Origin of the sequence: uncultured Sphaerochaeta sp., from assembly GCF_963676625.2 — a bacterium.
Taxonomy (GTDB): domain Bacteria; phylum Spirochaetota; class Spirochaetia; order Sphaerochaetales; family Sphaerochaetaceae; genus Sphaerochaeta.
On the sequence record NZ_CAXXYB010000009.1, the window covers coordinates 160,130 to 180,546 of the forward strand.

General features: G+C 45.4%; 16 protein-coding genes. 6 read left to right on the forward strand and 10 right to left on the reverse strand.

The window, feature by feature from the left end; translation table 11 throughout:
- Nucleotides 1–10: 10 nt before the first annotated feature.
- From ACHZBG_RS14675 to ACHZBG_RS14685, 3 genes are all read right to left on the reverse strand, one after another.
- Nucleotides 11–841: a hypothetical protein gene (locus ACHZBG_RS14675; protein ID WP_394699410.1), complete on the reverse strand. Its 831-nt coding sequence runs from the start codon at nucleotides 839–841 to the stop codon at nucleotides 11–13.
- 233 nt (nucleotides 842–1,074) lie between these two features.
- Nucleotides 1,075–2,361, reverse strand: a complete 1,287-nt coding sequence (locus tag ACHZBG_RS14680) for a GHKL domain-containing protein (RefSeq protein ID WP_320130214.1) — start codon at nucleotides 2,359–2,361, stop codon at nucleotides 1,075–1,077.
- Nucleotides 2,349–3,095, reverse strand: coding sequence for a LytTR family DNA-binding domain-containing protein (locus ACHZBG_RS14685; RefSeq protein ID WP_320130215.1), 747 nt, complete (start codon nucleotides 3,093–3,095; stop codon nucleotides 2,349–2,351). The genes ACHZBG_RS14680 and ACHZBG_RS14685 overlap by 13 nt, the downstream gene beginning before the upstream one ends.
- A 324-nt stretch (nucleotides 3,096–3,419) precedes the next feature.
- Here ACHZBG_RS14685 and ACHZBG_RS14690 point away from each other — a divergent pair, with 324 nt between their 5' ends.
- Both ACHZBG_RS14690 and ACHZBG_RS14695 read left to right on the forward strand, forming a co-directional pair.
- Nucleotides 3,420–4,931: a RecQ family ATP-dependent DNA helicase gene (locus ACHZBG_RS14690; protein WP_320130216.1), complete on the forward strand. Its 1,512-nt coding sequence runs from the start codon at nucleotides 3,420–3,422 to the stop codon at nucleotides 4,929–4,931.
- Between the two features lie 53 nt (nucleotides 4,932–4,984).
- On the forward strand, nucleotides 4,985–5,950 hold the full coding sequence (locus tag ACHZBG_RS14695; protein WP_320130217.1) for a LacI family DNA-binding transcriptional regulator: 966 nt from the start codon (nucleotides 4,985–4,987) through the stop codon (nucleotides 5,948–5,950).
- Nucleotides 5,951–5,962: 12 nt separating this feature from the next.
- Here ACHZBG_RS14695 and ACHZBG_RS14700 read toward each other — a convergent pair whose 3' ends face one another.
- The 3 genes from ACHZBG_RS14700 to ACHZBG_RS14710 form a co-directional block, all read right to left on the reverse strand.
- A complete protein-coding gene (locus tag ACHZBG_RS14700) occupies nucleotides 5,963–7,324 on the reverse strand; it encodes an alpha-glucosidase (RefSeq protein ID WP_320130218.1) in 1,362 nt (453 codons plus the stop codon).
- 134 nt (nucleotides 7,325–7,458) lie between these two features.
- Nucleotides 7,459–7,824 carry a VOC family protein gene (locus ACHZBG_RS14705; protein ID WP_320130219.1) on the reverse strand — a complete coding sequence of 122 codons (366 nt, stop codon included), beginning with the start codon at nucleotides 7,822–7,824 and terminating at the stop codon, nucleotides 7,459–7,461.
- 31 nt (nucleotides 7,825–7,855) lie between these two features.
- On the reverse strand, nucleotides 7,856–8,824 hold the full coding sequence (locus ACHZBG_RS14710) for a LacI family DNA-binding transcriptional regulator (protein WP_320130220.1): 969 nt from the start codon (nucleotides 8,822–8,824) through the stop codon (nucleotides 7,856–7,858).
- A gap of 156 nt (nucleotides 8,825–8,980) precedes the next feature.
- Here ACHZBG_RS14710 and ACHZBG_RS14715 point away from each other — a divergent pair, with 156 nt between their 5' ends.
- The 4 genes from ACHZBG_RS14715 to ACHZBG_RS14730 all read left to right on the forward strand — a co-directional run bounded on the left by ACHZBG_RS14715 (nucleotide 8,981) and on the right by ACHZBG_RS14730 (nucleotide 14,354).
- Nucleotides 8,981–10,030 (forward strand): UDP-glucose--hexose-1-phosphate uridylyltransferase, encoded by a 1,050-nt coding sequence (locus ACHZBG_RS14715; protein WP_320130221.1) that lies wholly within the window; start codon nucleotides 8,981–8,983, stop codon nucleotides 10,028–10,030.
- A gap of 8 nt (nucleotides 10,031–10,038) precedes the next feature.
- Nucleotides 10,039–11,313 carry a galactokinase family protein gene (locus ACHZBG_RS14720; RefSeq protein ID WP_320130222.1) on the forward strand — a complete coding sequence of 425 codons (1,275 nt, stop codon included), beginning with the start codon at nucleotides 10,039–10,041 and terminating at the stop codon, nucleotides 11,311–11,313.
- 209 nt (nucleotides 11,314–11,522) lie between these two features.
- On the forward strand, nucleotides 11,523–13,400 hold the full coding sequence (locus ACHZBG_RS14725; protein WP_320130223.1) for a 5'-nucleotidase C-terminal domain-containing protein: 1,878 nt from the start codon (nucleotides 11,523–11,525) through the stop codon (nucleotides 13,398–13,400).
- A gap of 210 nt (nucleotides 13,401–13,610) precedes the next feature.
- On the forward strand, nucleotides 13,611–14,354 hold the full coding sequence (locus ACHZBG_RS14730; RefSeq protein WP_320130224.1) for a Rossmann-like domain-containing protein: 744 nt from the start codon (nucleotides 13,611–13,613) through the stop codon (nucleotides 14,352–14,354).
- A 41-nt stretch (nucleotides 14,355–14,395) separates the two neighbouring features.
- On the opposite strand, the gene thrC is transcribed toward ACHZBG_RS14730, so the two are convergent.
- The 4 genes from thrC to rpmB form a co-directional block, all read right to left on the reverse strand.
- Entirely contained in the window at nucleotides 14,396–15,667 is a 1,272-nt protein-coding gene (gene thrC / locus ACHZBG_RS14735) for a threonine synthase (RefSeq protein ID WP_320130225.1), read from the reverse strand.
- A gap of 10 nt (nucleotides 15,668–15,677) precedes the next feature.
- Nucleotides 15,678–18,074, reverse strand: coding sequence for a bifunctional aspartate kinase/homoserine dehydrogenase I (gene thrA, locus ACHZBG_RS14740; RefSeq protein ID WP_320130226.1), 2,397 nt, complete (start codon nucleotides 18,072–18,074; stop codon nucleotides 15,678–15,680).
- Nucleotides 18,075–18,207: 133 nt separating this feature from the next.
- Entirely contained in the window at nucleotides 18,208–19,710 is a 1,503-nt protein-coding gene (gene ltrA, locus ACHZBG_RS14745) for a group II intron reverse transcriptase/maturase (protein ID WP_320128961.1), read from the reverse strand.
- A 378-nt stretch (nucleotides 19,711–20,088) separates the two neighbouring features.
- Complete coding sequence (rpmB, locus tag ACHZBG_RS14750; protein ID WP_320130227.1) at nucleotides 20,089–20,319, reverse strand: 50S ribosomal protein L28; 231 nt, start codon at nucleotides 20,317–20,319, stop codon at nucleotides 20,089–20,091.
- Between the last annotated feature and the right edge of the window lie 98 nt (nucleotides 20,320–20,417).

Genomic DNA, 20,417 nt, shown 5'->3' on the forward strand with positions numbered 1-20,417 from the left:
GACTGGCTCCCTAATAATTCTTCCTGATGCCCGCTTGACATCCGAACATCGTACCAATACTCTCCTTTTCAAAGAAAAGGACTCCCAACGGGGAGATGAATACCTTGTATTGATTTCCAAGTGCATAGGTCAGATCCATCGAAAAACGAATTTGTTGATCGGCAAATACTTGGAATTTTGAAACTCCATCCTCATCAAAATCGGCATCAACCAAATGGGCAAGAACCCCATAGCCAATCCCTGGAATAGCTTCAAAACCATTTCCCAACTGAATTTTATATCCTATTCCAATTGTTGCCCCGACTGCCTGCAAGGAATCTACCCAATCAGACTTTGAGGGCCCCAGACTGTAGGTGAAGGCACCATATCCAATAACATTGTCCAAACCTGCAATAGAAAAACTGACCTTGAGCTGGGTACCGAGAACATAGGAATAAAGAGTGGAACTTGTTCCATACGGAACCAATCCATACAACGCAACATCCAAGGAATCCAAAACTTTCACCTTTTTCACTGGGGGCAAGGAAATATTCCAGGTTTTTGCTGTTGTATCGTAGCGATATTCGTAACTATCGCTCCACGTGATTCGATCTTTCGTTTGCTGGATATACAAAATATCCTCTGAGCTGTCGAATCCCTTGAGTACAAGAACCGAGTCAGAAATATCCACTTCAGTCCATTTCCCTTCCGAATTAGGCCCTACTTGATAACGAAACGCCAGTATTGATTCTGCAACCGGTTTTATTCGAAGGCTGACATTATTCTCAGAAGCCATGATTTGTATCATGGACAGGGACAATAAAAGAACAATGCATACAGTTTTACGACCAAAAGAATTCATCATCACCCCCCAAAAGTGAAACTTGCAACCATATCAAATGGTTCAAGAGAAAATAATTTTGTAAATCATTCCAGTTTGAAAGCTTGCAGGCAATGAAGACCCAAAAGAGAATCAATGCACCGCTTTTGCGGATAAAGAGTAGCAAGTGCATCTCAAGAAGAGAGGAAATTTTCCTAAAAGACATGGTTTTCTACTTAAAAAACCAAAAATCAAAAAAAAGGGGGAGATAGAAATCAGACTAGCAACCTAACCCTGAACTGACCGTTGTCAACATGGTACAATAACTCTGCATTATGTGCAGCGGCAAACGCGATGATACTCTTGGTACCTATTCCATGACCAACCTGCTTTGTGAACGGCAATCCATTTGAGTCCAGTGTTACGGCCTCAAGGCAAGAGTTTGCAATCTCAATCAATAACCGTCCTACCTGCAAGCAGGTAAAATGAATGAATCGCTCCTTTCCTTCCGGCAAGAGAGCAACTCCATGGATGGCGTTTTCCATAAGATTCGATATCACCATAGCCAATTCAAGGGAGTCTGCATTCACTACGGTAGGAATGTCCAGATTAATTTTTACCTGAATGCCCTTTTGCTCTGCCATGTCTGCGTAATAACATACAACTGCATTTACGGCAGCATTTTCGCAATAACTCCTGCTTGAGGGCAACTGTATAGCATTCTGCTTAAGCAAGCACGTTTTGGCTTCTTCCACCTGCCCTTTCTTAAGAAGTTCCAATATCATGCCATCGAAATGATGACGATCGTGGGAGGCAAGACTGTTTTGATAGGCCACTTTATCCATGAATTGCAGCTTTTCGACCATGGTCGCAGCTGCCTGATGGAGCAGTACCGCATCATTCTGGATTCTCAAATTTTCCGTTTCCAAGGCATAGGTCGCCGTAATTTTCTTCAGGGAATAGAAAACGGTGCCATAGGCAGACACAGCAAGTAAAATCAAGAGTAAGAGGGGCCACTTTAAGGTAATCAAGGTATTCTCGATATCGTCTGTGAAGTAAAAACTATAAGCCAAATTAAGAGAAATCGATATTACCAAGATTAAAAATATTGGCCAGTTATTGACTACTGGCTGATACAATGAGAGCAACCTGCGTCGAAACAACAATATCACACCTATGTAGAAAACCAAGCGAATGAGGGTATTGAAATACTGAGGCTCTGGGAAAAAGCGACTCAGGTGGTAGCTGAGAATGACAATGATGATCATGATATTGATGGAAGTAAGGGTATTGAAGCACCATTTCATGAAACTGTCTTTTACCAATGGTTTGAGAGCCAACCCCATTACGATGAAAAATATTGTATCGAAACGGGACAGTGCCGTAAGATCTCCAATCCAGTAAAACCAGGTGTTAGTGGCAATATCCAAAAAAAATACAATACCAATGGCAATATACGTAGTTTTATGACCAAACCTTGGCTGAGACAGGGTAAGGAAAAGTAGTATATTCATGATTGCAGTGACGCTACCACGTAAGGTATTGAATATCAGTTCTTGCATCGGGCATGCTCTCTTGCAATCAGGTAGTCCATATAGCTATCCCGCATCGCACTATACTGCTTGGCAACAATAGGCACAGCATATCCACCACGAAGGATGAATCTGTTTCTGGAAAAGCTCTCGACATAATCCATGTTCAGTAGGTAAGAAGCATGTGGCCTCAAAAAACGTTCATCCTCTAGCAAGGAGGAGATATGTTGGGTAAAAGTACCTTTTAGAGTCATCGTAGTGATCGTCTTTCCGTATGCAAGGGTGTAAATAACGGTGTGCCTTGTATACTCACAACAAATCACTTCCGATAAAGTCAGCACACGCATTCCCTCAGGAGTCTTCACAATGAAAGTATTTTCCTGGTGGAGAGCCAGCTTGGGAATGATCAGGGCCAGCGTATCAAAGAATTGCTGTTTGTTGATTGGTTTGAGCAAATAATTGACGGGGTTGGCTACAAACGATTGCAAGGCAAATCCAGGTTCAGCTGTTGTATAGATAATCTGTGCTTCATGATCAAATTGCCTGATCGTCTTCCCGACCTCAATACCATTGACCATGGGCATCACGATATCCAGGATATAGAGTTGGAACCTCTGTTTCTCACAGGTATTCAGAAGGTCATCGGGATGGGAAAACTGATGGATTACAGCTTCGCAATGAGAAGTTTTCATAAACTCCGTCGTATACGCGGCGATAAGAACAAAATGCTCTGGCTCATCATCACATATGGCAATATTCAACATAAAGTAGTCCTCATGATAGTAGATCCTGAATTCATCGCACATACCGGGCTTATCTAAAATAAATAGTATGCCACCTTACATGCAATGGAATATTCCCTCCTGAACACTGTAATTTACATTGCCATTGATGTCCACAAGAATTCCTGCTCTCACTGTCTCTTTTCGTTCGCTTCCAAGGTAGTGTGAAAAAGAAAAATCGATTAGGTGTGCCCCCATAATAATTATGCGACTAATAGAACTGATTGTCCGATATAAAATGACTAACCATGCCAGATGTTAAAAATATAATAAAAGCGAAAAGATCACTGTTTCATCTTACTGATCATGGACCTTGAACAGCAAATCAATTCAATTGCAAAAAACACTTTTGGGCTTTCCAGCCTCCGACCTTATCAGAGCCTGGTAATCCAGAGAATCCTGGAACAGGACTCTGACAGCTCAGACCACAGGGGTATGCTGGTAATCCTTCCCACGGGGTCAGGCAAAAGTGTCTGCTTCATGTTGCCTTCATTATTGGTTACGGGACTCACCGTGATAGTCTATCCCCTCCTCTCCTTGATGAATGACCAGGTACGGAGGTTCGAGAAAGGCAATATACACTGTGTTTGCATTCGAGGAGGACAGACGAAGGATCAACGTTCCAAGCTATGGGAAACTTTGGAGAAGCAGAAAGCCAGTGTGGTTATCACCAATGCGGAATGCATGGGTACCCCTCAGGTCATTTCCCATCTTTCCTTGTTTTCCATCAGTCTGCTGGTTGTGGATGAGGCCCATACAGTAGTTCAGTGGGGAAAAAGTTTCCGACCTTCCTATCAGAGTCTGGGAACCATTATCTCTTTTCTGCGTGTCCGCCAGATATTGGCCTTTACGGCCACGGCCAGTGAAGAGATCACCACTGACCTTACGACCATGCTCTTTATGGGAGTTCCTCCACATCTGGTCAGGGGAAATGCAGATAGGGAGAATATCATCTACCATGCCCATGTGACACTATCGAAATCAAGGGAGATTGCCATGATCCTTGCACCCAGGAATTCTCGTCCAGCTGTGGTATTCTGTGCAACGAGAAAGGAATGTGAGCTTGCCTTTGAACAATTTCTCTCTGCCAATCCATTGATTCCCTGCCGTTATTACCATGCAGGACTTTCCAGGGAGGCTCGAGCTTGCCTGGAAACCTGGTTTGAAGGACAAGTTGAAGCCGTACTCTTTGCCACCTGTGCCTTTGGCCTTGGTGTAGATAAAAAAAATATACGAACGGTCATCCATAGGACCTTGTGTGCCAATGCAGAATCCTATCTCCAGGAAAGTGGCAGGGCCGGTCGGGATGGGGCCAAGGCTCACGCCTATGTCTTGCTAGGAACGGAAGAGACAAAGCGATATAGCAAGGGAACCCAAGCCTTTCGTTCCCTATACGAGATATTTTTTCTGCGTCAAGATTGTTTCCGTTCACAACTGGTGGCATTGCTCAATAGCGAAGTAGAGTCCTGCAATGGATGCGATGTGTGCAACAATCATTATTTCAGGTATCCTGACGGATATACACAAATACTTTCTGTTGTGTTGACCAGACCCTTGACCTATTCGCCAAGAAAACTTGCATCTCTTTTGGTAAACAAAGAGGATGGAGACAGCCAATCCGGCATACTCTCCTCCTGGGAAGAAGCTTCCTTGACCGAGGCAATCGAGACACTGGTAGAACAAGGAGTCCTAAAACTTGCAAAATTGCCCAGACGACGTCTGTATCCTTCTTGGACTACCCTAAAGACAACATTCAAAGAATTATGGGGAAAGCAAATTAAAGTAATCTCCAAATCAGGAAAAATCCAGAAGCCCTGAACTCAGACAGCAATTCGTTGACGATACCCTATAAACCCAATATGATAAAGTTCATGGATGAAAAACATCTTACTATCAAGGATATTGCACTGGAAGCAAAGGTTGGAATCGGTACCGTTTCAAGAGTATTGAACAACAGTTCGCATATAACCGAAACTACCAGGAAAGCTGTCATGGATGTCATCCATGCACATAATTACCAACCCAATGGGGTTGCAGCCAATTTGGCCCGGAAAACAAAATCGCACCCATTTATAGGCATTCTGTTACCAGATATTGCAAACCACTATTTCTTTGAAGTCGTTGAAACCATCTACAAAGTACTGAAGGAACAAAACATCCATTTGATCATCCTCAATTATGATGAAGAGGATGGTCAGGCAATCCCGAGAATCCTTGAAACCAATCTCTCTGCCTTGATGCTATTCGCGGTAAAACCCAGCGAACAAGAATTGAAACTCCTTACAGCACGCAATGTACCCTACCTGTACCTTGATTATTTTTTCCCTGAAGCGAACTGCATCCATATGGACAATCGTTTGGGAGGTAGATTGGCGGCCCAGTATCTGATAGATAAAAAGGTACGCCATCCTTGTTTCATTCATGGCGATTCCAAAGCCCTGACAGACCAAGACAGGTACAAGGGGTTTCGTGAAGCCGTACGTGAGGCGGGCTTAGAAGAGCCCTTGACCTATAATGCAGATTTCAAGGAAATTTTTGGATATCAGCTTGCAAAAACCCTGATTGCTGAAGGGAAAACAGATGGAATTTTTTGTTTCTGTGATGAACAAGCCATAGGCGTTTTAAAGGCAATAAGGGAAAGTAAGGCACCTATACGAGTAATCGGATATGATGGAATCAAGGAAAGTGAAGCCTGGGGATTATCCACGATCTCACAAAATCCTGTTACCATAGGACATCAGGCGGCCCAGGCCATAATAAACTTGATGAAGCAAAACCCGATTGCAAAGACAATAAATATTCAACTTACCCCTATCGTCATCGATAGGGATAGTTGAAAATGGTAAGACCTATTTTAGGTAATCGAGCCAGGGACGTTGTCTTTCAATCATGACTTCAACCAATTCCGGTATTTCCTTGCATCGATTTACCACAGGATTTGCCAGTAATGCCTGGATTGCATACTCCTTCTTGCCCTTGAGAATTGCTTCGGCTGTCAGATCATATACTCCAGTATAATTTCTTAGCAAGGCAGCAAATCCTTTTGGATAGTCAGGGAAGGCAATCCCCTTTATTTCTCCCTTCTGGATTATTGCAGGGACTTCGACGGCAATCCACGAAGGAAGGTCCGGAATAAGACTTCCGTTGGTAATATTGACAGCAGGCTCCTCATAGGAAGGAGAACCTCCGATCAGACCTTCGAGAATGTACACCAATCGTTCATGCACCTTAGTACCTATCTTATGCTCGGTTTGGGAAAGCATCATCTGATATAGTTGATAGAAATCCTTTATTCCCTTATGGTCGGCGACTTCCCAGGCCCAGGAAATATATTCTCCGATATGGCTGTCACCGGTTATGGGAAGAAGATGATATTGTTCCAAGATTGTCTTGAAGAGAGTTCTGTCAGCCCAGCTCTTGGCACTTCTCGTACCGGAAAGGAAAGAATGCTCATCATTCCCTTCTGTCTGTACGATATTCCCGCCCTTTTGCACATACGCAAGTATATCTGAATATCCTGGTTCTTTTTCAAAGAAGGCAGGGGCCTTGCGAAGAATATCAGGATAGGCATCCTTAAGTGAAGAACGATAGGAAGCGTCCAGCAAGACACTGAAATGATTCAAACCTGCCGCGCGCAAAGCAAGGTTCTCGTAAGGAGTTTCCAGGATGGACGGCACATAGCGCTTCAACGATGCTATTTCATGACACATACCTATAAATTTCAAATCTGGATATTTTCGTTTTACAGTCGTGACGATCGCAGTCATCGGATTTGAATAGTTAAACACAAAAGCTTGCGGGCATAATGCTGCCACATCGTCGCAGATTTCCAGAATTACCGGAGTAATGCGCAAGGAATGGAATACGCCACCAGCTCCCCCATTCTCTCCATATACCTGACTGATACCATATTGCTGAGGAATAGTCCAATCCTGGTCCCAAAGAGGAAAACGCTTGCCTACCTCAATGGAAATGACAACAACATCAGCTCCTTTAAGAGCTTCCTTCCTGTCAACGAAAGCTTTGAGTTCAAAAGGCCTTTGCGTTGTTCCCAAAAAGTCAGAAGCAATTTTCCTGACTTTTTCCAATGCCTGGGCATCAATATCCACCAAGTCAATTTCACTTCCTTCAAGAACTTCACTTTGGAAGATATCTCCCAAGGTTCCCAATCCAAACTGGGCACTACCTGCACCAATAAGTACAATTTTCATGAAAAACTCCTTGTAAATTGATGGAAGCACATGGAAGCGTTTCCATTACCTTAGGATACACTTCCCTCTTTCAATATGTCAAGAATCTTTCCTTGTTTTCCCGATCTTATGCTTGAAAGTATAAAACAGAAGAATTACAGCAATTGCTCTACAAATTGAATATTCACGCCATCGGGTCCCTGGATATAAAAGAATCTCACCTTTGGATTAGGTTGGAAAGGACCTGCCGTTACGGCAATACCCTTTTGTTTCATTTTCTCCAGTTGGGTATCCAAGGACGAGACTTCAAAACCAAGGGAAACAGGTTGTCCGACTTCTTCAACAACCACTTCTTTCTGACTAATGAGTTCCACCTTGGTTTCACCGTTTCCCAAAAAGACTATTTCGGTGCCATTGTCACTTATTACCCTGTCAGTTACTTCCAATCCAACGATTTCACGATAGAATGCTAAAGACTCTTCCATATTTCTGACTGTTATCGTACACCAGCAAAACTTCATAAAATCCCTCCAAGGTCATTTGATTTTACATTCAAGGATGAATAATTACCAGTTCAGGCTCCACCGCTGATCGCTTGACACTACCTCCGTTCAAAAGTGTGATCAATTGTGAACAAGCTGTCCTGTATAATACACCACTTTGAATATCGATGCTTGCAACAGGACCTTTGAAAAATCTATAGAACGGTGAGGCATCATACCCTACACTGGGCATGGTGCAATTGGTTTTCAACAATATCTCAAAGAGGGTAAGGTCATTGACTGCTGCCAAGCAGTCAATCTCATGGGTTTTAAAAACTTCTTCCAGTTGCGGGAGCAATACATCGATCGCATTTTCGCTTCCTATCTTTGCATCAAGGACTTTTGCATGGGGAAAGACAGACAGAAAACCTTCAATTCTTTGTTCATGTGACGCTACAGTATCAAGATACCCTGTTATATAAAGTGGCGATACACACCCAAGATTCTTCAGATAGGTCCCCTGCAGTTTACCACCCAGCCTGTTATCAGTATAGACACAATGCTCGCCAGGATAATCTGCAAGATGGTGGGACAATATAGAGGGAATGGGAAGATCCTCAAATAAAGTTGCTTCTTCAAGGGTATCCACATCATAAGCCAAAATCCCATCACATTGACCAGAGAGCTCAATCAACTCTTTTCTGGTGGAAACAGAATAGAATCTCAATTGCCAAGTTGAATCCTCAATGGCTTTCTGCACTCCCCTGAGAGCCCGTCCAAAAAACCAATCAAAGCTTCTCAGGTTTCCCCAATAATAGGGTCGCTCTTCCTTATTTACCTCGACAAAAGCAATGACCCCTGTCCCTCTTCTTCTCAGCAAACCCGCAGTTTTATTGGGGACATAGCCAAGTGTTTGGGCAGCTTGCAATACCGATTCCCGTAGATTTGGGGAAACGCTTGTCGGATTATTGAAAACTCTCGATACAGTAGCAGAACTGACATTTGCCAGATGAGCAACCTGGTCTCTTGTTGCGCTCATTGTTTCTCCTTTGCAGTATCCAATTGTAATGCAGTACGACAAAAATTCAATGTTGTTTACAAAAAAAACACCTTCCATATAATTGACAAGTCGGTTTCCACTTGCTAATGTACACGTGTACATATATATTGGCAATACATTGCAGGAGAGAAGGCCGTGAATATTCAGTCAGATACGCATAACCGTTTCAATCCTTTGCTTGGGGAGTGGATTAAGGTATCACCTCACAGAACCAAGCGTCCCTGGAATGGGCAGGTAGAAAAACAACCGGCCCAGAGTCGCCCTTCATATGATTCTTCCTGTTATCTTTGTCCGGGGAATACACGTTCTACAGGAGAAAAAAATCCACTCTACACTGATACGTTCGTGTTCAATAATGATTTTTCATCCCTTTTGTATGATACCGAAAATGGAATATTAGAAGAAGGCCCTCATGGATTGCTTCAAGCCAAAACAGAAAAGGGAATTTGTAAGGTCCTTTGTTTTTCACCTCGCCACGACCTCACTCTTGCTCGAATGAGTGTGGAAGGAATTGAAAAAGTCATCCTAAGCTGGATTGAACAATATGAGGAACTGGGAAGCAAACCTTTCATCAACTATGTACAGATTTTCGAAAACCGTGGGGCGATCATGGGATGTTCGAATCCTCATCCTCATTCGCAGATATGGGCAGAGGAAATAATTCCAGACATTCCTGTAAAAGAATTGGAGAATCAAGCTACCTATTTTGAAACGTATCACTCTTCCCTACTCCTTGACTATGCGCGCTATGAAGCTGAAAAAGAAGAACGGCTTATAACAAGCAATGAGGACTTCATTGCTGTAGTACCTTTTTGGGCGGTTTGGCCCTATGAAGCGCTCATTCTCCCCCTAAGGCGAGAAATTGAGAGCCTTGATGAACTGTCACCAACTGAACGGACAAATTTGGCCTCAATCATGAAGGATTTGGGAATTCGCTATGACAATCTCTTTGAAACAAGCTTTCCCTACTCCATGGGTATCCATCAGAAACCTACCGATGGGAAAACATATCCGGGAAATATTTTACATATTCATTACTTTCCCCCACTACTTCGTTCTGCCACGGTAAAGAAATTCATGGTAGGATATGAAATGATGGCAATGCCCCAAAGGGACATTACCGCCGAGGGTGCTGCAAAGACCCTCAAATCACTCAGCTCTATACATTACACTGAAAAAAAGTAGGAAAATCCATGGCAAACCTCAAGACAATCAAAAATGGCGAATTACATACTGTATATCCTTTATTATATGCTTCAAATTATGATGAAGCCGATATGGACAATAGATTTGCATCTCTATTGAAAACTCATGCAAACTTGTTTTCCAAGCAAGATGCATCGCTTTTTTCAACTGCGGGAAGAAGTGAGCTGGGAGGCAACCATACTGACCATAATCTAGGTAAAGTACTGGCTGCTACCATCAATCTCGATACCATTGCCGCTGTCGGTAAACGAGAGGATTCCAAGGTACTGCTTGTCAGTGAAGGCTATCCTCTTGTCGAGGTAGACTTATCGAACCTGGATAAACTTGATAGCGAAGAAAACACAACTCCGGCCTTGGTCAGGGGTATTGCCGCGGCCTTCAAACAACGAGGACTCACTATCGGGGGTTGGGAAGCCAATACAACCAGCAGGGTCCTCAAGGGTTCGGGGCTTTCCTCGAGTGCCGCCGTGGAAGTTCTGTGCGGTACAATTTTCAACCATCTATATAATGCTGATGTGCTCACCCCTGTCGATCTTGCAATTATCGGGAAATACAGCGAGAACGAATACTTCGGGAAACCTTCTGGTTTGATGGACCAGATTGCCTGTGCAAACGGTGGAATCGTAGGCATTGATTTCAAGGAGAGTGACAAACCAGTAGTTACCCCTGTTCCCTTCTCTTTTGGGGAATATGGATATGTCCTTGCCATTATCGATACAGGGGGAAACCATGCTGACCTTACCAAAGAATATGCCTCAATACCCAAAGAGATGCATCAGGTAGCAGCACAATTCGGCAAGTCAAATCTCAGGGACATAACCCTTCAGGATTTTGAAACCGAATTGCCCCGGCTCAGGAAAATCCTCGGTAATGACAGGGCTCTCCTTCGTGCCTTGCACTTTTTCAATGAAAACAATCGAGTTTCGGCAATGATAGAGGCCTTGTATAAAAAAGACATGGAAACCTATCTGGCTTTAGTAAGGGCAAGCGGCGAAAGTTCCTTTTGCTTCTTGCAGAATTGTTATCCGAGTTTCAGTCCTGATGAACAAGGCATTAGTTTGGCAATTGCCCTGACCAAGGATTTCCTGGGCGAACAAAGCACGGTTCGTATCCATGGAGGAGGTTTCGCAGGGACTATCCAAGTGTATGTCCCCATCGACAGCCTTGCCAGTTATACACTATTCATGGAGAAATTCTTCGGACGCGGTTCTGTTACCCCGATTGCCATTCGGCAACAGCCTACCTGTTGTCTATCAGAATAGCACTATAGGCGTTGCCTGCAAGTATCCAGGCAACGCTTTTCTTTATTTTCAGGCAACCAAAGCCTTACCCAAACTACCCTTTTGTCTCTTTGTATCCCTAATCCACGAAGCATATCGCAAGGTTCAGGTAATCTTAGCAAAAATCAATCATTGCGTTTGTGCTGAAAAACTCCAATAATAATGAATTATGTTCTGGTGAGGAGAGTTTTATGAAGAGAAATGTGCGTCTGTCAGTACTTCTGGCACTGTTGGTACTGGGAATTTTCATGAGTTGTCGATCCGTTGCAACAACAAAGGAAGTTGCAGCGAATCCAGAGAATGTTTCGGTGGAAATCGTCGCAACCAGCGACCTGCACGGCTGGTTTGTCCCTTGGGATTTTTCAGTTGACCAGGCAAGTACCTCAGGAAGCCTTACCTACCTTGCTTCCATGATCAAGGATGAAAGAAATAATAACAAAAACGTAATCTACGTTGATTGCGGGGATTCAGTCCAAGCCAATTATGTTGAATATTTCATTGATTCAGACAAGAATCCCATGGTTGAAGCCTTGAATGCCCTGGATTGTGATGTCTGGGAATTTGGCAATCATGAATATAATTTCAACCGTGCAAGACGACAAAAACTTATAGACGGTTTCAACGGTACGGTCCTTAGTGGAAATATATATGACACGACTACGAAAAACCGATACCTTCCCGCAACCACTGTTATTGAACGTGAGGGTGTCAAAATTGGATTCATAGGAATGGTTACGCCACTTATCACTGAGTTCGAGGCGGGCAAGGATTCTCTCGATGGCTTGAAAGTGAACAATCCCCTTGATGAAATCGGCAAGGCCATCCAGGAACTCCAGGACCAAGGGGTCGATGCCATCATAGGGGTCTTGCATATGGGCCTTGATGAAGAAAACAATGTTGAGGGCTCAGGCGTTGCTGACATTGCCCAGGCTTTTCCCCAGTTCGATGCAATAATCGCCGGCCATGCCCATGTCTTGGTCGATAAGAAGGACATCAATGGAGTATTGGTGATGGAACCCTATAGATATGGGTCTGCCCTTGGTTTCGTGAATCTATCCTTCCAGAAAAAAGATGGAAAATATATGCTCACGGCCAAGGATGTCACAGCCAAGAAGATTGCCAAGACAGAGGATCCAGAACTTGTTTCCTTGATGGAACCGTACAAGCAGGAACTCAGTGCGTATGTAAACACTCCCATCGGGAAATTGGAGAACAGTGACCTTTCAAAGACTGATGCAATAAAAGGTATCAGTTCCGTATACACGGAGTCGACGGGAATCATGAATCTCCTTTTTGCCGCTTCTCAGTATTATAGTGGGGCCCAGGCAGTAATTCTCAATACCGATGCAGAAAACGCAGGCTTTCCTGTTGGCAATATCAGTATCAAGAACATTTCCTCCTCCTATACGTATTCAGGCGGGGAGATTACCACGTACAACATCAGTGGTGCCGATCTCAAGGCTTTGCTTGAATATACCGCAGCATATTTCAACAAGATCAATCCAGGAGACCTTACGGTAAGTTATGCCCCTGACAGAAGAGAATCCAAATACAGCACGGATAATATCGCTGGTGGGGTAACCTACTCCATTGATCTTCAGGAAGAAGTCGGCAACAGGATCAAGAACCTTTGCCTTATTACTGATTACAATGAGGACGGAACCGTAAAACTGGTAAATGGCAGTCCTGTTACCAGACCTATCTTTGCCGAGGATTCAATCATCCTGGGGACCAACTCCTACAGCTTCAATAAATGGATGGGGAAAGGCGGTCCCCTTGAGGGCAAGAAGTATGAACCAATTTTCTCGTCGACAACCCAATGGGGTGATTATGGTACGGTACGGGAACTTACCATACGATATATCAAGGAAGCTCAGAAAGGTGTCCTTGATGGAAATGCTTTCAACTATGAGAACTGGAAGCTGGTTACCGGAATTGACACGACCTCCAAGGCTTTCAAGAAGACGGTTGAATTACTTAATGCCGGTAAGCTGGAACTTCCGAAACTCAAGAATGGCAGGACCAATGTAGGGGCCATCACCATTGAGGAAGTCAATCAATATCTGTAAGGGCAAGGGACCTGACAGGTACTTTGCAAAATAGTGTTTTTCAAGCAAGAGTCGTACAGGCTCTTGCTTTTTTATATCCTGCAAAGGCCATTTGCATCAGAAATTTCAATACAGGGTTATAGAAATTTTCGTATACTTGGCAAAAGAATTCATGAATTTTTTATTGACTAAAAATTGCGCTATACTGAGAGAAATAAAAAGGAGAAATACATGCTATTGGATAACCGAATTTTCACTTGCTTCCAACAGGAGGCGAAAGAATCAACCATTGACGAAATATATCTGGGGCTTGGATACTCAGCTGTTACCTTGACTGATGGAAGATGTGGCCTTTGCTATACACTCCTTGATGAAAATACTTCCTGCACAGTAAACAAGAATCCTCAGGATTTCGAAAAGCAAAGTGCATTGCCCCTTCTTGAAAAAATCTTTTCAACTGCGTCATTGGACAGAACCATGGCCATAGCCTTGGCAAACGCCTTGAATGCAACTTTTGCCACCTCCCTTTCCGATGCACCCTTGGATCTGAAACAAGCACTTCATCTAGCACAGGGAAGCAAGGTTGCCATGGTTGGATATTTCGAACCAATAGCAAGAAACCTTGCCAACGAGGGAATCGAAGTAATTGCCTATGACATCAACAAAGAAATCGGCAAGGAAAAAGAATTCTATGACTGGGCAAGAACAAACGCCGAGGCTCTGATACTGACGGCCACCAGTGTCATTACAGGAAGCACTGAACAGGTGTTTGAATCCCTGGGAAAGAAAAATATTCCGATGATGCTTATGGGACCTTCTACCATTATGCGCCCCATGCTGTATAAGGATTTGGGCATAACAGTTTGTGCAGGAACAGTTCCTACCGATATTCCCAATACCCTGAAAGCAATCAGGAATGGACGAGGAACCCCTGTCTTGCACAGGTATGCAAAAAAGATTCATGCCTTCGTATAAAAGGGAAGCGAATGTCAAGATGCTTCCCTGTATACGTCTTTTCAATCCCTGAACAATTCCCGGTAATCACAACCTACTGATTTATAGATACTTGGTTTGTCGAGCAGTTGGGCAAGGCTTTCAGGCACGGGAATCTCTTTGCCAATAAGAGGTTCCACGATGGTATCAAATTTTGCAGGATGTGCCGTAGAAACCACGATGGTTCCTGTATCGTTGAAATGATCACGCCTTACCCGTTCGGCTGTAGCAGTATGGGGACACATGATATAACCATTCTCACTATGGACTTCCTGGATTGTCCGCTTGATGGTTTCGTCATCAACAGACCAGGCACTGACTTGTTTTCGAAAGGTATCGATATCCCCATAGAGGGCAAAAAGACGTTCCATGTTGCTCGGAGCACCTACATCCATGGCGTTTGCCAAAGTAGGAACGCTTTTTCGGATCTTGTATTCACCTGATTCAAGATAATCAGGAATGGTCTTGTTGGCATTCACCGCCAAGGCAATACGGGCTATGGGGGCACCCATTGAAAAAGCCCAATAGGCACCACAGCTATTACCCACATTCCCACTGGGAATGATAAAAGTCGGTTTTTCTTGAAAGCTTTGCTGAAAAAGGTGGGAAGCGTACACATAATATACGCTCTGGGGAAGCAAACGCCCCAAGTTAATGCTATTGGCACTGCTCAAGCCCCATTCTTTCTTGAGTTTGGTATCCATGAAGGCATCCTTTACCATTTTCTGACAGTCGTCAAAGGAGCCCTCGACTTCATAGGCCTGAATATTGCCCCCCCAACAGGTCAATTGTTTCTTTTGTCGGGCGCTTACCCTACCCTTGGGAAACAAGACCTTGACGTCAATGCCCTTTCGATTGGCAAAGGCCGCCGCCACTGCTCCTCCTGTATCACCACTGGTAGCAACGAGAATCGTCAGTTTCCTCTGTTGCTTCTCCAGTAGCTTTTCCATGGAGCAGGCAAGAAAACGTGCACCAAAATCCTTGAAGGCGGCCGTTGGGCCATGATAGAGCTCAAGAACTGTTTGTTTTTCTTTCAGCTGGACCAGGGGCACAGGGAAATTGAAAGCCTCGATACAAATTTCAGCAAGGTCCTCCTTGAGTACATCATCCTCAAAGAAAGGGGCCAGAACCTCAAAAGCCAATTCCGGATACGAAGATATTTCATGAATATTCAGGTTTCCCAAAGAAGGAAAGGATTCCGGGATATACAGCCCCCCATCAGGGGCAAGTCCTTGCATTATCGCTTCACTGGCACTGACGGCCGCTGATTGTTTTCTCGTCGAGACAAAGTTCATTCGATCCTCCTCAGATTCTGGCACCAAGATAGGCTGCCAAACGCAGAATATCAGAAAATACGCCACCGGCGGTTACATCCCGACCGGCTCCAGGTCCCTTGATTACCAAAGGTTGGGTATAATAACGATCTGTTGTATAGCAAATGACATTGTCGGTTCCCGTTGCCTGGGCAAAGGCATGATCAGGTGGAAAACTCTTCAAGGAAGCCGAGCAATTCCCCAATTCATCGATAGTGGCGACATACCTGAGTTTCTCGCCTTTTGCCTGGGCTTCCTTGAACAAGGCAAGCATAGGTTCATCGATTTCCTCCAATCGCGCCATGAATTCAACAGATGAGGCATCCTGCAAATGTTTGGGAACCAGGCTTTGTATCGGTATATCCGATACCTCCACGGAAAAATCCAATTCACGAGCAAGAATGACTGCTTTTCTTCCGACATCCATACCAGAGAGGTCATCGCGAGGATCAGGTTCCGTATATCCCATTTCCTTGGCTTCACGTACCAGTTTGCTAAAAGGAATGGAACCATCGTATTGGTTGAAAAGCCAGGCAAGGGTTCCGCTGACAATCCCTTCGATTCGGTGGACTCTATCCCCTGTCTGGACAAGGTCCTTAAGGGTACAAATGACAGGAAGTCCTGCACCGACAGTTGTTTCATACAGGAACCGTCTCCCGGTTTTCAGGCAAGTCTCGAAAATTGAACTATAGTAAGGATAGGGAGTCGTCCCTGCTTTCTTGTTGGGGGTAATGACATGTATTCCCCTTTCAAGCCAACTGACATATTTTTCTGCCATTTCCGTACTGGTCGTACAATCGACCAACAAGGAATGCGGGAAATAGGTTGCACCAATATGATTTACGAATTCTTCCATCCTAAGATCGACAGCTTCCGAGGCAAAGCGTTCTCGCCATGTATCCAAGTCAATGCTGTCATCATCAAGGAGCATCTTTCTTGAATTGGCAATGCCACGTACATGGATATCGAGCCCAAACTGTTCTTTCAGGCGTACGGTCTCGCTGGAAATCTGGTCAAGTAAGGTACCCCCGATATTTCCTGGACCAAACAACCCGACTGACAAGGCTTGCTTGGAGAGAAAGAACCCAGCATGAAGAGCCCTGAGGGCCTTGGTAGAGTCAGGAGCCTTGATCACGACGCTTATATTGGTTTCACTGGAGCCTTGGGCTATGGCACGAACATTGACACCAGCTTTACCCAGGGAAGAAAAGAATTTTCCTGCAACTCCTGCCTGACCAGTCATTTGCTGACCGACTGCCGCCAAAATCGCACAATTGGGTTCTCCATCAATACTTTGAATCAAATGCTCTCCCATTTCATGGGCAAAGGCAGTCTTGGCGGTTTCACAAGCCAAGTCCATTTGTTTTTGGGGAACAGCAAAACAGATTGAATATTCGCTGGAAGCCTGACTGATGAGAATAACCGAAATGGAAGCCTCTCTCATGGCAGAAAAAAGTCTTCCGGCAATGCCTACGACTCCGCTCATACCGGCGCCTTCGACATTGATCAGCCCTACATCATGGATAATGCTGAAGCCTTTTACTTTATTATGGTTATGGATATTGCCTTGCTTGGAAATGACGGTGCCTTCAGATTCTGTGTCAGACCACCAACGAAGTTGCACATCAATGGAGGCTTCGATGGCAGGAAGCAAAGCCTGCGGATGAATCAAGGGAGCTCCAAAGAAAGAAAGTTCCGTGGCCTCTGAATAGGAAAGGGACTGGATGATCTTGGCCGAAGGCACTTCATGCACATCTGCATTTCGAAGCAGGGCCGTATCATTCCAGAAAGTCAGCCCTTTTGCCTTGAGGGAAGCAGCCAAGAGAGATGCAGCATATTCTGCAACTCCTTCAGAGGGAGAAGTCTGGTCCACTTGGGCAAGGAGCCCGGAGACAAACAAACAATCTTCCTTGATTTCAGTTTGTTTAAGGGAAACAGCAAAATCCATTAGATTGGAAGAATACCCAAGTGCGGCAAAATAATGACAGAGCAAATCAGAAAGCCAAGACCCAAGCAATATATCGATATAATGCTTGGAACCGGAGGAAATATCCTCAACGAGCCAAATGGCCCGAAGAAGATCCTCGATATTGGAAAAACCTTCCTTTATTCTCTGCAATACTTTTTCACCTGCACTGTGCACCAAAAGCCGATCAACCAAGGCTGTCCACTCTGAAAATCGTTTCTCAAGCATCGACCAAAGTCTTTCATCATGCTGTCTGGCGAAAAGCAAGAGCGAGTCTATTTCCAACTGACTGTCACGGACAGGCGAGAGGACAAACACCTGGTGGGGTTCGGCATAGGAACGAAAGATTCGTACCAGTTTTTCACAGCCTTCCTTTGAGACCAGGTTTGAGCCATCGACGGCATGTATTCTTATTTCTTTCATGTGGTGCTCTCCCTTGGGTTTGAGATACTAAACAAAGCAGTGAACAAACGTGTTGTCAGAATAATCGAGTAGGCGGGGGCCACTAAGCCCCAACCTCTCACACCACCGTACGTGCCGTTCGGCATACGGCGGTTCAACCAAACAGACTATTGTACCGGAAATCCAGCACAATCCCATCTTGCTCCATACGCACAGTATGGAGCTTCTTGTAATAACCCAGAATATCCACCAGTCGGTAATGCTCATGAAGGCTCTCATTGCTGATGAGATAGTTCATGGATTTTGCCATCTTCCAGTACGACCTGCTGGCAAGTGTCCATTTCTTCAGCTTCCACTCTTCCGCTCCCAGTTGCCTGATGCGGTGTTTCCGGTTATTCCCGGACTTCCACTGTTTCCATAGATACTGGCGTATGCGCCTCCGAATCCACTCCATCAGGCCCTTGAGGTATTCCTTGATGGCACTTCTTGCAAAGTACCCAACCCAACCCCTCAGGATGCTGTTGAGCTCCCCAATGACCGTCCAGATGCTCACTCCGCGGTTGCGCTTCGTGACCAGCCGTATCCGGTCCTCAAGTTTCTTCAGCTTTTTCTCGTGGGGAACGGTCCTCCCAAGTTTTCCTCTCTCGCCGTATGTCCGGAATGTGAATCCGAGGAAGGTCGAACCTACGGCCCTCCTTGCCTCCGTCTTCTCCATGTTCACTTTCAGTTTCAGCTTCCGCTCCAGATAGCTTTTCGCGCTGTCCCTCACCCGGTAGGATGACATCTTGCTCTTGGTGAATATGTTGCAGTCATCGGCGTACCTCACAAACCGCAGTCCCCGCTTCTCCAGTTCCCTGTCGTAGGGGGTGAGATAGACGTTCGACAGCAGGGGCGACAACGGGCCCCCCTGCGGGGTACCCAGTGCTGTTGCCATCATGCTCCCGTTGGTCATCACTCCGCTTTTCAGATATACGTAGATGAGCCTCCTCACGTCCTTGTCGTCCATGTGCTTGTCGATTAGTCCCATGAGGATGTCATGGTCGACCGTGTCAAAGAACTTGGACAGGTCCAAGTCAACCACGTGCTTGTACCCTTCGGACATGTAGGTCTGGGCGAGTCGGACCGCATCCTCGGCGCTCCTGCCGGGCCTGAACCCGAAGCTGAAGTCGCTGAATGTCGGTTCGAACACCGGGGTCAGAACCTGCACCAGGGCCTGCTGGATTACCCGGTCCACTGCCGTCGGTATCCCCAGCAGACGCACGCCCCCGTTGTCCTTGGGTATTTCCCGTCGGAGCACCGGTTTGGGTTTGTACGTCCGAGTGACAATCCGCTCGCGAATCAAGGCCCAGTTGGCTTCAAGGTAGGATGGAAGTTCAGTCACTTCCATCCCGTCGATTCCCGCAGAACCCTTGTTCTGCATCACCTTCCTCATCGCTTGCTGGATGTTCGCAAGGGAAATCAGTTGCTCGCACAGTCTCGTGTTCGGTCTTGACCTGTCTTCCTCTCTCATTCGTTCCTTTCTCACCCGCATCATCACTGGTAGGCTCTCGCCGTTCGGATTTGCGGATGGACCTTTCCCTTTCGAAAGGCGTTTGATTGTTCGGCCCTTTGCGTCCGTTTCCCCGGTCGCTACTACGGCCTCTGCTGACTTCTCCACATTCGTTGTTACTACGTCGTCATAAGCGATGTTGCAGCCTCGTACGCTGTGGAGACCTCGCGGGATAAGTCATCACTCTTTCCTCGTTTACCCGCCTGATTTACAGATGAAGGTCACATTGCCTTTGGGATTCACTGATAGTAGCCAGCTTGTCCCCTCCACCTGCCTACTATCAGGTTTCTGTCCGTCGGGCCACGATTTCGCTATTGCTTCTTCCCTCCCACACCTCGCGGCGTGAAACTTGCAAGTCGCTATCGGGTTCGTCGGCAACTACGCCCCTTGGGAATTTCACCCAAGAATGATGACATGCCCGTCATACTACAAAAAGAGCCCAACAAGGGCTCTTTGTCGATCGAATTATCGTAAAAGCTTAAATAATTATACGATCTTCTCGACCACTCCGCTCCTCAGGCAACGTGTACAAATCTTGATGGTACGGGGTGTCCCGTTAATCAAGGTCTTGACCGTCACGAGATTGGGGCGGAATACGCGCTTTGTGGTTACGCCAATGTGCTGGCCTACGCCGCCGTGCTTCTTGGCCTGACCTTTTCTTGGAACACTATTACCTGCAACAGTTCCTTTTCCGCAAATCTCACATCTACGAGCCATAGCTATATCCACCTTATCCAATTAATTTCATTCGTCTGGCCATATACTGGCCTGTTAAAGTCTCGGCTATCCTTGCACGGGCAACGGCTTACCCGTGA